Raw genomic sequence first — 13,558 nt, forward strand, 5'->3', positions numbered from 1 at the left:
TGCAGCCCATGTCTCAACAAGCCTCAGCGATGGCATCCGCTTCTTCCTCTGCCGTTTCTCTCAAAAATACCGCCGCTTTTGCCACCCCCGCCAAGGCCAAGGGTCTTCAAGGTCCCAAACGTCGCATCCTCTACGTGGGTCTGTACGAAATCATTGCCATCATCGTCTCCAGCCTGATCTTCATGGCCATTGGTCAGAAGGCTGGCGATTCCGGCGTCATGGCCGTGGCTGCCTCGGTGATCGCGATCTGCTGGAATCTGAGCTTCAACCACCTGTTCGAAAAATGGGAATCGCGCCAGAGCGTCAAGGGCCGCTCCCTGATGCGCCGCGTGGTGCATGCCATCGGTTTCGAAGGCGGCATCGCCGCCATGCTGATTCCGCTGATGGCCTGGTGGTTCGGCATCTCGCTGTGGGAAGCTGCAGTGATGGAAGCCGGCCTGCTGGTGTTCTTCATGGTCTACACCTTTGCCTTCAACTGGGCGTTCGACCGCATCTTCGGCCTGCCGGCTTCGGCCCAGGCCGTGGCTGCATGATTTGAGCCGCACAAGCCTCTGACGCTTGCCCTGAAAGCGCAAGCAACCATGAAAAAAGCGTGTTCCCGTCTACCGGGAACACGCTTTTTTTGCCTTATGCAGCGGTCAGCGAAGAATGCTGAGCATGGCCTGCAGCACAAAGGCGTTGATGATGTCGATGAAGAAGGCTCCGACCAGGGGCACGATCAGAAAGGCCTTGTGCGACGGGCCGTACTGGTTGGTGATGGCCTGCATATTGGCAACGGCCGTGGGTGTGGCGCCCATGCCGAAACCGCAGTGGCCGGCAGCCAGCACGGCGGCGTCATAGTTCTTGCCCATGATGCGGAAGGTCACGAAGGCCGCATACAGCGTCATGACGATGGCCTGCGCGGCCAGGATGACCATCAGCGGGCCGGCCAGGTCGGTCAGCTCCCACAGCTTGAGCGAGAGCAGCGCGATGGCCAGATAGATGGACAGTGCGGCATTGCCGAAGACGTCGATGGCGCGGTCAAAGACCTTGAAGCCGAACATATAGTCCAGCACGTTGCGTATGACCACGCCGCCGCCCAGCGCCCAGACAAAGGTAGGCAGCTGGATGACCGTTCCCATGGTCAGGCCGGTCATGAATTCGGCAAAAGCCAGGCAACCCGCGAAGAGGGCCAGCGTCTCCACCGCCGCATCGGCCGTGATCAGGCGCGGAGCCTTGTTGGGCGACTCGAAGTTGGCGACCTCGCTGCCTTCGCTCACGGCGGGCGCATCGGCGCGCAGCTGTTCGGACTCGGTCAGCGGCTGGGCCAGCTGATGGCGCGTGATCAGCCGCTTGGCCAGCGGGCCGCCCACCAGGCCGCCGATGACCAGGCCAAAAGTGGCGCAGGCAATGCCCAGGGTGGTGGCTCCCGTGAGACCGTATTGGTTTTCCAGCACCGAGCCCCAGGCTCCGGCCGTACCGTGACCGCCCACCAGCGTGATGGAGCCCGCGACCAGGCCGATCAACGGGTCCAGTCCCAGCACGGTGGCCAGGCTTACGCCCACGATGTTCTGCATCATGATGAAGACGGCAATCACGCCCAGGAAAATGAACAGCGCCGAGCCGCCCTCACGCAGCTTCGCGAAGTTCGCGCTCAGGCCGATGGACGAGAAGAACACCAGCATGAACGCCGACTGCAGACTGCCCTCGAAGCTCAGCGCCAGTCCCGTGGTCTGATGCAGCATGAAGATGATGGCCGCCACGACCAGGCCGCCGGAGACAGGCTCGGGAATATTGAAGTCGCGCAGAAAGCGGATATGTCTTGTCATGAGCTTGCCAAGCATGAGCACAAGCACGGCCATGATGAGGGTGTAGTACGCGCCGAAGGTCACGTTCATGAAGATCTCCTGGGTGTTCCGTTCCATGCGATGGCTGAATGGCCAGCCCGGTCATGGCTGGCAATCGGCTGTGCACGGCTGAGCACATGGACCAGACATTTGCTGCCGATGGTGCCAAAGACTCAAAGATAGGGGCTGTAGGTGCTTGTCCACTCATGGCAGGCGGGCCCGTCGGTGCCGGGCTGCCTGAGAGCCGGAAAGCGGTGCGCGCCATTCCTTGCGGATGCGCACCATGTCGGGAATATGCTTGAAATGAGATGGTTGCATTCGTGTTTTGCGAAATTACCTTTTGCCCTGCTCCTGTTTTTGGGGCGTGGAAAGTCGAATCTGCTATAGCCATTCGCAAAGAGCTCGCCTGCACAGCCACGGGGCAAAGCGCCTTGAAGCCCCGATTGCCCGCCCTCGCCGTAGAATGACGGGCTTCACCCCGAGGAGCGCTGCAGCAGGTCATCCCTGAGATGTTTGACCCGTCAGGCTCGGGGTCGCAGATCCGGTTGACGATCTGCCTGCACTCCCAACGGCGCTCACCTGTTTTCGATTCTGTTTCTGGTTTTCACACAGGTGAGCTGATGTCCGCTGCTACCCCTTCCACTGTCATTCCTCCCATGCGTCTGTCGGGCCTGGAGCCCGTCTTCATCGGCGATGAGACGCTGTTCGTCAACGTGGGCGAGCGCACCAACGTCACCGGCTCCAAGGCCTTTGCGCGTCTGATCCTCAACGAACAGTATGAAGAAGCGCTGGCCGTGGCGCGCCAGCAGGTGGAAAACGGCGCCCAGGTGATCGATGTGAACATGGATGAGGCCATGCTGGACAGCAAGGCCGCCATGGTGCGCTTTCTGAACCTGATTGCCTCCGAGCCCGATATCGCCAAGGTGCCGGTGATGGTGGACAGCTCCAAGTGGGACGTGATCGAAGCCGGCCTGCGCTGCCTGCAGGGCAAGGGCATCGTCAATTCGATCTCCATGAAAGAGGGCGTCGAGGAGTTCAAGAAGCACGCCAAGCTGGTCAAGCGCTATGGCGCGGCCGCCGTGGTGATGGCGTTTGACGAAAAAGGCCAGGCCGACACCTTTGCGCGAAAGATCGAGATCTGCGAACGCGCCTACTGCATTCTGGTCGATGAAGTGGGCTTCCCGCCCGAGGACATCATCTTCGACCCCAACATCTTTGCCGTGGCCACCGGCATCGAAGAGCACAACAACTACGGCGTCGATTTCATCGAGGCCGTACGCTGGATCAAGCAGAACCTGCCCGGTGCCAAGGTCTCGGGCGGCGTCTCCAACGTGAGCTTCTCCTTCCGCGGCAACGACCCCGTGCGCGAGGCCATCCACACCGTGTTCCTCTATCACGCGATCGGGGCAGGCATGGACATGGGCATCGTCAATGCCGGCATGGTCGGTGTGTATGACGACCTGGAGCCCCAGCTGCGCGAACGCGTGGAGGATGTGGTGCTCAACCGCCGCCCCGATGCGGCCGAGCGTCTGCTGGAGATCGCCGACAGCGCCAAGGGTGCGGCCAAGGACGACAGCAAGAAGCTCGAGTGGCGCGGCACGGCCGAGGCACCGAAGACGGTTGGCGAGCGTCTGTCGCACGCCCTGGTGCACGGCATCACCGACTTCATCACCGAAGACACCGAAGAGGCCTACCAGCAGATCGTGGTGCAGGGCGGCGGCCGCCCGCTGCACGTGATCGAAGGCCCGCTCATGGACGGCATGAATATCGTCGGCGACCTGTTCGGTGCCGGCAAGATGTTCCTGCCCCAGGTGGTCAAGTCCGCGCGCGTGATGAAGCAGGCCGTGGCCCACCTGGTGCCCTATATCGAGGAAGAGAAGCGCCAGCAGGAAGCGGCGGGCCTGGACGTGACCAGCAAGGGCAAGATCGTCATCGCCACCGTCAAGGGCGACGTGCACGACATCGGCAAGAACATCGTCACCGTGGTCCTGCAGTGCAACAACTTCGAAGTCATCAACATGGGCGTGATGGTGCCTTGCCACGAGATCCTGGCCAGGGCCAAGGCCGAGGGCGCGGACATCATCGGCCTGTCGGGCCTGATCACTCCGAGTCTCGAGGAGATGCAGTATGTGGCCGGCGAGATGGACAAGGACGACTACTTCCGCATCAAGAAGATTCCGTTGCTGATCGGCGGTGCGACCTGCTCGCGCGTGCATACGGCCGTGAAGATTGCGCCCAAGTACGACGGCCCCGTGGTCTATGTGCCCGATGCCTCGCGCTCGGTCAGCGTGGCGCAGAGCCTGCTGGGCGAAGGCAAGCAGGCCTATCTGGACGAGCTGAGCGCCGACTACGACAAGGTGCGCACCCAGCATGCCAACAAGAAGAAGACGCCGCTGTGGACGCTGGAGCAGGCCCGTGCCAATGCCGCCGTGGTGAGCCACGCCCCCGTGGTGCCGCGCAGCCTGGGCCGCCGTGTGTTCAAGAACTTCGACCTGGCCGAAATTTCCCAGTACATCGACTGGGGCCCGTTCTTCCAGACCTGGGATCTGGCGGGGCCGTACCCAGCCATCCTCGACGATGAGGTCGTGGGCGTGGAGGCGCGCAAGGTGCTGGCCGATGCCAAGCTGATGCTGCAGAAAATCATCGACGGCCGCTGGCTGCAGGCCAATGGCGTGATGGGCCTGTTCCCGGCCAATCGCGTGGGCGACGACATCGTGTTCTACACCGACGAGTCGCGCAGCCAGGTGCTGACCACCTGGTACGGCATGCGCCAGCAGACTGAGAAGCAGGCCGTGGGCGGCCCGGATGGCCGGCCCGTGATGCGCCCCAGCCGCTGCCTGGCCGATTTTGTGGCCAGCAGGGAGTCGGGCATTGCCGACTATGCCGGCCTGTTTGCCGTGACCGCCGGCATCGGCGCCGAAAAGAAGGACAAGGAATTCGAAGCCGCGCTGGACGACTACAGCGGCATCATGTTCAAGGCCCTGGCCGACCGACTGGCCGAAGCCTTTGCCGAATGCCTGCACCAGCGCGTGCGCAAGGATCTGTGGGGCTATGCCGAAGACGAGAACCTGAGCAACGAGGAACTCATCAAGGAAGCCTACAAGGGCATCCGTCCTGCGCCCGGCTATCCTGCCTGCCCCGATCACACGGCCAAGATCGAGCTGTTCAAGGCGCTGCAGGCCGATGAGATCGGCATGACGCTGACCGAGAGCCTGGCCATGAACCCGGCATCCAGCGTGAGCGGCTTCTATATCGGAAACCCCGAGGCCAGCTACTTCAACGTGGGCCAGATCGGCGAAGACCAGCTCGCTGATATGGCTCAGCGACGTGGTATGGATATCGAGGAGCTGCGCCGCTATCTGGCGCCGAATCTGGGCTGAACCAGCTTCAAGCTCGTACTTCGCAAATGAAAAAGCCAGGGTCGACCCTGGCTTTTTGGTTTGGAGCACGTCGCTCAGAGGCGCTGCTTGAGCACGGGCGCCAGCGTGGCACGCAGCCGGTCGCCGGGCTCCTCGGTCCCGGTCGCACGGATTTCCAGCGAGCGCTCCACCATGCCTATATGTTCCAGCAGCAGCGCCTTGGCACCCTCGGTGTCGCCGCGTTCCAGGGCGGCCACGATGCGCTCGTGCTCGGCGCAGGACTGGCTGGCACTGTGCGTGGACTGATAGAGCGTGGCAGCCAGGGTGGTGCGCGCCGTCAGATCGCGCAGCGTGTCGGCCAGCAGCCGGTGACCCATCTGTTCGGCCAGGCAGACATGGAAATCTGCAAGCAGGAAGGAACGCGTGGCGTTGTCCGCCCCGGCGATGGCTTTCTGCTCCTGGGCGATATGGCGGCGCAGCCTGGTGATGACGCGCTGCAGCGGCTTGCCGGCCTCCTGCAATATGCCGGTCTCGATGATCCGCCGGGCAGAGAACGCGTCCATGGCCTCGGCAGCCGAGGGCTGGACCACGTACCAGCCCCTGCGGGCCTGGACCTGGACAAAGCCCCGGGCCTGCAGCTGCATCAGCGCTTCGCGCACCACGGTGCGGCTGACGTCGAAGTTGTTGGCCAGCTCCTGCTCTCCCAGTCGTTCGCCGGGTGCCAGTTTCTGGGCCAGGATGGCTTCGACGACGCGTTCCGCGATGTGCTGTGGAGAGGCAGGAGTCATTGCTTGGTTCAGTGGCTGGAGTGAGGGATGGGGACTACGACAGGCGGCACGATAGCAGATGCATGGTCTTCTTCTTCGGTCAGTGGCTCGGCCTTGCCGTCAAGTACCGCATGGGCACGCTCGCGGTCGATGTCGCCTTCCCAGGCGGCGATGGCCACGGTGGCCACGCAGTTGCCGATCAGATTGCCCAGAGCGCGTGCAATGCCCATGAACCAGTCCACCGACAGCACCAGCACCAGGCCGATCGCAGGGATGGCGGGGATGGCATGCAGGGTGGCGGCCAGCACCACGATGGCCGAGCCCGGCACGCCGTGCGCACCCTTGGAGGTCACCAGCGCGATGGCCAGAATGGTCAGCAGGTCGGACATGCTGATGGGGGTGTTGGTGGCCTGGGCGATGAAGACCGCTGCCAGCGTGATGTAGATGGAGAATGCGTCCAGGTTGAAGGAGTAGCCGGTGGGAATCACCAGGCCCACGGTGGAGTCGCGCACACCCATGTTGCGCAGCTTGGCCATGATCTGGGGCAGCACGCTGTCGGAGGAGGTGGTCGCAAAGACGATGGTCAGTTCCTCACGCAGATAGCGCAGCAGCTTGATCAGACTGAAGCCCGACAGGCGCATCACCAGGCCCAGCACCACGAACACGAAGAGCAGTACCGAGACGTAGAACAGCGCCACCAGCATGCCCAGCTGCTTGAGCGAGCCTATGCCGTACTGACCCACGGTGAAGGAGATGGCGCCCAGCACGCCCAGCGGTGCCAGCTTGATGATGATGCCCATGACCTTGAACAGGACCATGGACAAGGTGTCCACCAGCTCGGAAACGGGCTTGCCGCGCTCACCCAGCATGGTCAGCGCGCAGCCGAACAGCACGGCGAACAGCAGCACCTGCAGGACGTCGCCCTTGGCGAATGCTTCCACCACGGTGGTGGGAATGAGCTTCATCAGGAAGTCCACCGTGCCGCCGCTGGTCAGCTTGTCGGCATTGCTGGCATAGGCCGCCATGGCCGAGGCGTCGAGCTTGCTGGTGTCCACGTTCATGCCCACGCCAGGCTCGAAGACAAAGGCCAGCACCAGGCCCATGCCCAATGCGATGGTGGTCAGCACCTCGAAATAGATCAGGGCCTTGACGCCCACGCGGCCTACGCGCTTGAGGTCGCCCGCGCCGGCAATGCCGTGCACAACCACGCAGAACACCAGTATGGGGATGATCATCTTGATGAGCTTGATGAAGCCATCGCCCAGGGGTTTGAGTTTCACGGCCCATTCAGGGGCCAGTAGTCCGGCGAGCACACCCAGTATGAGTGCGATCACCACCTGTCCGAACAATGATCTGACAAAGCGGCGCATAGTCGTCTTTCGCAAGTTGTGGAATCTTGTATGCAAGTTGACTGCAACTTGCATACAAGAATGTAGGCAAGCGAAAGGCGTGCCAGCAGAGGGTATTCCTGCAGATTTGTGTAAATCAGGGGAGGATCAGCCCTGACTTTCACGTATGAAATAAAAGGGCGTTCCGCCTTGGTGCGAGAGGGGCCGCCGGCGTGCACGCACGTGGTGCGTGGGCTTTGGGTATGCCCAAAGCCAGGGCATGGCGCTTACAGCAGCGGGCTCAGCGCGCCCAGCAGGTTGTCCCAGATGCGCTTCCACCAGGGAGCCGAATGCACCTGTGCCAGCGTCACCACATCGGATTCGCTGAGATAGCTTTGCTGGCGCTGCCGGATAGCCTGGGTGGTGGCTTCGTCGTGCAGCAATACATTGTTTTCGAAGTTCAGGTCAAAGCTGCGCAGATCCAGATTCGTGGAGCCGATCAGGCTGACCGAGCCGTCCAGGCACAGGGTCTTGGCATGCAGCAGGCCGGGGCGGAATTCGTGGATATGGACGCCAGCGCTCAGCAGCCGCCAGTAATGGCTGCGGCTGACGGCGCCGACGATCCATGAGTCATTGCGGGCGGGCAGGATCAGCGTGACCTTCACCTGGCGCAGCGCGGCGGCGCACAAGGCATCTAGCACCGTGCTGTCGGGCACGAAGTAGGGGGTGGAGATCACGACCTCGCGCTGCGCACAGGCCAGCAGGCTGGCAACCAGCTGGGGTGTTGAGCGTGCTCTTTCCGTCGGCCCTTCGGCAATCGCAACGGCATGGAAGCCGTCGTCAGCGGCAGTGCGGGCCTCGGCCTCGATTGCCGGTGGTGCAAAGCTCGCATCGGACTGCGCCCAGTCGCTGGCAAAGGCCTGCTGCATCTGCATGACCACAGGTCCCTGCAGGCGCAGCATGATGTCCACCCAGGGGGCATAGCGAGCCTTGATGTGAAAGCCTTCGTCGGCGCAGTTCTGGCTGCCGCAATAGTTGATCCTGCCGTCTATGAGCGTGATCTTGCGGTGGTTGCGCAGGTCGATGCGGCTGGTCAGCATGACCTTGAGCAGATTGCTGATGGGAAGGGCAATCGCCAGATGTACGCCGGCCTGCCGCATCTGCTGCCACAGTGGCGAGCGCGTCAGTGCGCGCGATCCCAGTCCGTCGACCATGGCACGGCAGGTCACGCCGCGCTGTGCGGCACGCATCAGGGCATGGGCCACATCGGTGCCGGTGCCGTCGTCCAGCCAGATGTAGTACAGCACGTTGATATCGTGGCGCGCGGCATCCATATCGGCGAGCATCTGCGAACGGGCATGTGCACCATCGCGCATCAGCTCGGCCCTGTGGCCGGGCAGCGGCGCAAAGCCATTGATGGACGAGGCATAGCGGAAGGCCGGCAGCCATTGATCGGCCATGGTCGGAAGTGCCTGCGGGCTGCGGCCGGCATCGGTCGCGGCGCCGCTGCGGGACTGGCAGAACTCGCGCACATTGAGTCTTCTGCGGCCGGGCACGCGGCCCAGGGCCACCTCGCCAAACAGGTAGTACAGCAGGCAGCTCACATAGGGCAGCAGCACGATGACCATGAGCCAGGCCAGTCGCACATCGGGCCGCATGTCTCTGCGCAGCAGGATGCGCAGGCCGAAGCCGGCAATCAGCAACACATGAAGAGTCAGCAGCAGCCAGGTCATGAATCAGTGCAGCAACGATGGACCTTGTCGAGCATAACGGGCTCTGCCCCAAGCACAAGCTGCAAGCCCTGATTCATATGCAATGAGCTCGAACTCTTTGATGAAAAAGTGCGGATTGCTATCATTAGTGTAGCGGCAGAGCATCGGCATGGCACTGGCATGGAACCTGCTTCCTTTTCTTGTCAAAGCAAACAAGCAGGGGGGAGTGCATGGAAATGGTGCCATTGACTGCCATCGACAAGGCAGATACCGGTTGGGTCATGGTCGCGTCGGCGCTGGTCTTGCTGATGACCTTGCCGGGTATCTCCCTGTTCTATGCGGGGCTGGTACGTCGCAAGAATGTGGTCAACACCATGGTGGCCGTGTTCGCTGTGGCCTGTGTGGTGACCCTGACCTGGTTCGGCCTGGGCTACTCGCTCGCGTTTACCGCCGAGTCTCCCTGGCTCGGCAATCTGGGACGCGCCTGGTTCGCCTCACTGCACTTTGATGGCCGGCGCAGCGTGATCTCGGTCAGCCATCTGGCGCCGCATCTGCCCGAAGCGGCCTATGCCCTGTTCCAGGCTGCATTCGCCATCATCACCACCTCGCTGATCGTGGGGGCCGTGGTCGAGCGCATGCGCTTTGCGGCCCTGCTGGTGTTTGCCGCGCTGTGGAGCGTTCTCGTCTATGCCCCGGTGGCGCACTGGGTGTGGGAGAGCGGTGGCTGGCTGAACCAGCTGGGCGCGCTGGACTTTGCCGGCGGTGCCGTGGTGCATGTGAACGCAGGTGTGGCGGCACTGGTCTGTGCCTTCATGATGGGGCGCAGGCGTGGCTATGGCACCGAGCCTTTCGAGCCGCACAGCCTGGGCTGGACGGCCATGGGCACTGCGCTGCTGCTGTTCGGCTGGTTCGGCTTCAACGCCGGATCGGCCCTGTCCGCCGACGGTCGTGCAGCGCTGGCCTTTGTGGTCACGCTGGTGGCGGCCTCGGCTGCGGGGCTGGCATGGATGGTGGTGGAGTGGCTGGTGCGCGGCGCTCCGACCTTGCTGGGCCTGCTCTCGGGCATGGTGGGTGGGCTGGTGGCCATCACTCCTGCCGCCGGTTTTGTGCAGGTGGGCAGTGCGGTGTGGATAGGCCTGATTGCGGGCGCTGTCTGCTTCTGGGGCGCAACCTGGCTCAAGCGCCGGCTGGGGGCCGACGACTCGCTCGATGTCTTCGGCGTGCATGGCGTGGGCGGCATTGCCGGCTCCATCCTCACGGCGGTGTTTGCCGACCCTCTGATCGCGGGTACGAGTGCCACGGTGCTGAATCAGCTGATTGCGGTGGCAGCCGTGGCTGCCTACAGCGGCGCAGCCACGGCCGGGGTGCTGGTGCTGATCCGTCTGCTGATGCCGTTGCGGGTGGATGCCGTGCAGGAAATGGAAGGCCTGGATATCAGCCTGCATCTGGAGCGTCAGCACTAGTGATCCATCAAAGACAGGAGCGGTATATGGAGGACAGCGAGCGAGTGGCGGTGGCCGCACATCTGCATGTGGTGTTGCGCCGCAAGACGGGCCGGGTGACCGATACCGAATGGATGGCCTGCAACCAGGCCTATGCACAGGCCATGGTGGCTTTTGCGCTGGAGCACGCGAGAGAGCAACAGGACGAGGAGCTGGCGCGCCTGGCCCGACGTCTGCAGGACAGCTGGAGCGGCGACAAGCCCCGGCATGCAGCGCCTGCCGAGACCGCACAGAGCGATAGCTCGGTCACCACCAAGGCCGCCGAGATACTGCGCACCTCGGCACGCTATATCGGTGGGCTGCGCTGAGGCACAAACCGGATCCGAGTGCGGTACGGCTTGGTGCCACGGATCACAATGCCTGCAATCCGTGGCAGTCCGCTGCAGCACGCTGAAGCAGGCTGTGTCGGCAACAAGCCTAGCCTATTGCTTTTTCAGCTCGGCAATATAGGCATCACGGGCCTTCACGCCATCGGCCGTGAAGTCGGTGAACACGCCGTCAATGCCCAGGCGGTAGTAAGCCAGGTATTCCTGCAGCGGGTCGCCCTTGAAGATGCCTGCGAGCCGGCTGGCCTCGCTGCGGAAGGTAAAGCTGTGCACCACCAGGCCGGCCTTGTGCGCATTGGCGATCAGGCCGGTGTCCTTGAGCGTATTGACGTCCTTGAGGCCTGCGCCGTCCTTGTAGGGAACGACGGAATGGGCCAGCACCTGGGGCTTCCAGGGACCGATGCCGTCGGCATAGGTCTTGATCTCGGCCAGGCCTGCCGGCGTCTGCATGACCGCGAAGGTGCGCGCATCGCCGGCCAGCGTCCAGCTATAGGGGCGGCCGCTGATGAAGGTCCATTCGTCGGCGGTGATATAGCCTACGGAGCCATCCCTGAAGTTGTAGTCGTTGCCATCGATCAACTGCACCCCCTTGGCCTGCATGCCCGCCTTGCGCAGATACTTCAGGCTGTCGGGGTCGAAGCTCTGGATGTAGATGGGCGCTTCCTTGCGGTTGAGATTGTTCCTGTCCAGCAGCGCCATCACGGCGTCTTCGAAGGGGTGGTCACCCGTTCCGCAGCTGTTGGCAATGGCCTGCTGGTTGTTCCAGTAAGGGTTCTTGGTCTCGGCGTAGACGGCAATCGTGCGGCCTGCCGCCTTGCCCTTGGCGAGTGCGATATCGATCACATCCTGTGCGCTGATCAGTGGCAGCCTGCCATTCCATTCGCTGGGGCGATCGGCCCGGTTGTCCAGCGTGGTGCCGCCAAACAGCGTGCGCAGCTCATGCAGGGTGAAGTCCGAGATGGACCAGTCGCCGGTGTGGTCCTCGCCATCGACCACCAGAGCCTGCAGCACCGACTTCTGATTGTTCGGGTCGATGCGGTCGCTCAGGTACTGCGCGGGGCCGTTGGCGGCAATGGCCGGGTACTTCACGTTGACCAGCACGCCGGGCGTGTTGCGCTTGCGGCCCGCCACATAGGCATTGATCTTGGCGACCTCGGCGATATTGGTGCTGTCGCTGAGCCAGGCGTTGTGGCGTGCCACCAGCTGGCAGTCGCGGCTCAGGTGCATGTCCAGCTCGATCATGTCGGCACCGGCATCGATGGCTTTCTCATACGCCATCTGTGTCTGCTCGGGGTACAGCCCCGAATAGCCGCGGTGGGCGATGACCTGGGGCTGCTTGCCGTCCAGCGTCAGAAACTGCGGCGCAGGTGCCGGCGTCGGACCGTCTCCACCGCCACAGGCACTCAGGGCAAGGGCGGCAAGCAAGGTCAGAGCAAAGACGGGGTGGCGGGTATGGGACATGGTTTCAGGCATGGATGGAGATCGCCTCATGCTTGCGGTTGTTGATGACGGTTGTGTGACCGTGCCCTCAGAGCGTGTTCAGCTCCGAAGCACAGGGCTGCGGCCGATACAGCCCCAGCTTCCTGGCGACGCAATCGGCATTCTTGTCGCCGCGGCCCGAGAGGTTGACGAGGATGTGCTGCTCCTTGGCCACATAGCCGGCAGAGTCCTTCACCGGTGTGCCGGCGCTGAGCATCTCGCCCTGGCTGACGGTCTGCAGCCCGCCGTGGAATTGCTTGTCGATGGACATGCGGCCGAGGCCGATGCCGTCGCTGTCCTGTGCATGGGTGGCCAGCGGGCGTAGCTGTACTTCAAAGAATCCGGTGATCTTTGGCATGTCTGGGCTCCTGAGGCATAAAAAAGCGCGATGCACCAGCTCCAGCCGCGCATGAAACTGCGCGGGCAGCGCGATCCACTCGTGGGCCTCGGGTTGCAGGCCATAGGCCTGGTCGAGCGCCGCCCAGCCCGTGGGGATGGCACTGGACCGCGACTATGCCATGCCAGCGTCTGGCCACACGGCGGCGGCTACCGATGGCGGCCGCCGTGCGTGGGCTTGCGCGGCAGTGGAGGTGGCGGAATGGTGGAGCATGATGAATACTGTTAATTTATGCAGTATTCATCAAAACTCCAAGTAACAGCAATACGGCGATCCGGGTCTGGGTTATTTCCCGGTTTTGACAGATTGGCGCCGCCATCCTAAATTGCGTGGCGTGTGCTTCATTGGTGTTCAATGCGAGGCGCCCCACTAGGAGAGCGGCAAACGCTCCCTCAATCCGTCGAGGATTGCATGATTACCTTGAACGTAAATGGGCGCTCGCGCCGTCTGGATGTGGCGGCGGACACGCCGTTGCTGTGGGTTCTGAGGGATTACCTGGGTTTCACCGGCACCAAGTTCGGCTGCGGAGCGGGCCTGTGCGGCGCCTGCACGGTGCATGTGGATGGCAAGGCCGTGCGCTCGTGCATCACACCGGTGTCGGTCGTGGCCAAGGCCCGCATCACCACCATCGAAGGGCTTTCCAGCGACAACACGCACCCGTTGCAGCAGGCCTGGATTGCCGAGCAGGTGCCGCAGTGCGGCTACTGCCAGTCGGGCATGCTCATGGCCGCGGCCGCGCTGCTCAAGGATAAGCCCCAGCCCACCAAGGCGGAGATCGCCGAGGCGATGACCAATGTGTGCCGCTGCGGCACCTATCCGCGGGTGGAGCACGCCATTTTGCGTGCCGCCAAGGCTTGAGGAG

10 protein-coding genes, 1 pseudogene and 1 riboswitch are annotated in these 13,558 nt (G+C 63.0%); of the genes and pseudogenes, 5 read left to right on the forward strand and 6 right to left on the reverse strand.

Annotation, left to right across the window (positions count from 1 at the left end; genetic code table 11):
• Window positions 1-29: 29 nt before the first annotated feature.
• Window positions 30-533, forward strand: coding sequence for a PACE efflux transporter (locus F0P97_RS00705; protein WP_182285226.1), 504 nt, complete (start codon window positions 30-32; stop codon window positions 531-533).
• 105 nt (window positions 534-638) lie between these two features.
• Here the strand turns inward: F0P97_RS00705 and gltS are convergent, their stop codons facing one another.
• Entirely contained in the window at window positions 639-1,877 is a 1,239-nt protein-coding gene (gene gltS, locus F0P97_RS00710; protein ID WP_182285227.1) for a sodium/glutamate symporter, read from the reverse strand.
• Between the two features lie 423 nt (window positions 1,878-2,300).
• A riboswitch (S-adenosyl-L-homocysteine riboswitch) is annotated at window positions 2,301-2,410 on the forward strand.
• A 36-nt stretch (window positions 2,411-2,446) separates the two neighbouring features.
• Between gltS and metH the strand changes: the two genes are divergently transcribed.
• Window positions 2,447-5,206 carry a methionine synthase gene (metH, locus tag F0P97_RS00715; RefSeq protein WP_182285228.1) on the forward strand — a complete coding sequence of 920 codons (2,760 nt, stop codon included), beginning with the start codon at window positions 2,447-2,449 and terminating at the stop codon, window positions 5,204-5,206.
• 74 nt (window positions 5,207-5,280) lie between these two features.
• On the opposite strand, the gene F0P97_RS00720 is transcribed toward metH, so the two are convergent.
• The 3 genes from F0P97_RS00720 to cls all read right to left on the reverse strand — a co-directional run bounded on the left by F0P97_RS00720 (window position 5,281) and on the right by cls (window position 9,013).
• A complete protein-coding gene (locus F0P97_RS00720; RefSeq protein WP_182285229.1) occupies window positions 5,281-5,973 on the reverse strand; it encodes a GntR family transcriptional regulator in 693 nt (230 codons plus the stop codon).
• Between the two features lie 8 nt (window positions 5,974-5,981).
• Window positions 5,982-7,322, reverse strand: coding sequence for a C4-dicarboxylate transporter DctA (locus F0P97_RS00725; protein ID WP_182287056.1), 1,341 nt, complete (start codon window positions 7,320-7,322; stop codon window positions 5,982-5,984).
• A 245-nt stretch (window positions 7,323-7,567) separates the two neighbouring features.
• The gene (gene cls / locus F0P97_RS00730) at window positions 7,568-9,013 is read right to left on the reverse strand and encodes a cardiolipin synthase (protein WP_182285230.1); all 1,446 of its coding nucleotides are present in this window, start codon (window positions 9,011-9,013) and stop codon (window positions 7,568-7,570) included.
• 209 nt (window positions 9,014-9,222) lie between these two features.
• Between cls and F0P97_RS00735 the strand changes: the two genes are divergently transcribed.
• Both F0P97_RS00735 and F0P97_RS00740 read left to right on the forward strand, forming a co-directional pair.
• Window positions 9,223-10,455, forward strand: a complete 1,233-nt coding sequence (locus F0P97_RS00735) for an ammonium transporter (RefSeq protein ID WP_182285231.1) — start codon at window positions 9,223-9,225, stop codon at window positions 10,453-10,455.
• A 26-nt stretch (window positions 10,456-10,481) separates the two neighbouring features.
• The gene (locus F0P97_RS00740) at window positions 10,482-10,802 is read left to right on the forward strand and encodes a hypothetical protein (RefSeq protein ID WP_003071883.1); all 321 of its coding nucleotides are present in this window, start codon (window positions 10,482-10,484) and stop codon (window positions 10,800-10,802) included.
• A gap of 114 nt (window positions 10,803-10,916) precedes the next feature.
• Here F0P97_RS00740 and F0P97_RS00745 read toward each other — a convergent pair whose 3' ends face one another.
• On the reverse strand, window positions 10,917-12,293 hold the full coding sequence (locus tag F0P97_RS00745; RefSeq protein WP_232538078.1) for a glycerophosphodiester phosphodiesterase family protein: 1,377 nt from the start codon (window positions 12,291-12,293) through the stop codon (window positions 10,917-10,919).
• Window positions 12,294-12,471: 178 nt separating this feature from the next.
• Window positions 12,472-12,657: pseudogene (locus F0P97_RS27935) on the reverse strand (DUF3224 domain-containing protein); the annotation flags it as partial.
• 453 nt (window positions 12,658-13,110) lie between these two features.
• Here F0P97_RS27935 and F0P97_RS00755 point away from each other — a divergent pair.
• Window positions 13,111-13,554 (forward strand): (2Fe-2S)-binding protein, encoded by a 444-nt coding sequence (locus F0P97_RS00755; RefSeq protein ID WP_371878535.1) that lies wholly within the window; start codon window positions 13,111-13,113, stop codon window positions 13,552-13,554.
• The last annotated feature ends 4 nt before the right edge of the window (window positions 13,555-13,558 follow it).

Source organism: Comamonas testosteroni (genome assembly GCF_014076415.1).
GTDB classification, from domain to species: domain Bacteria; phylum Pseudomonadota; class Gammaproteobacteria; order Burkholderiales; family Burkholderiaceae_C; genus Comamonas; species Comamonas testosteroni_F.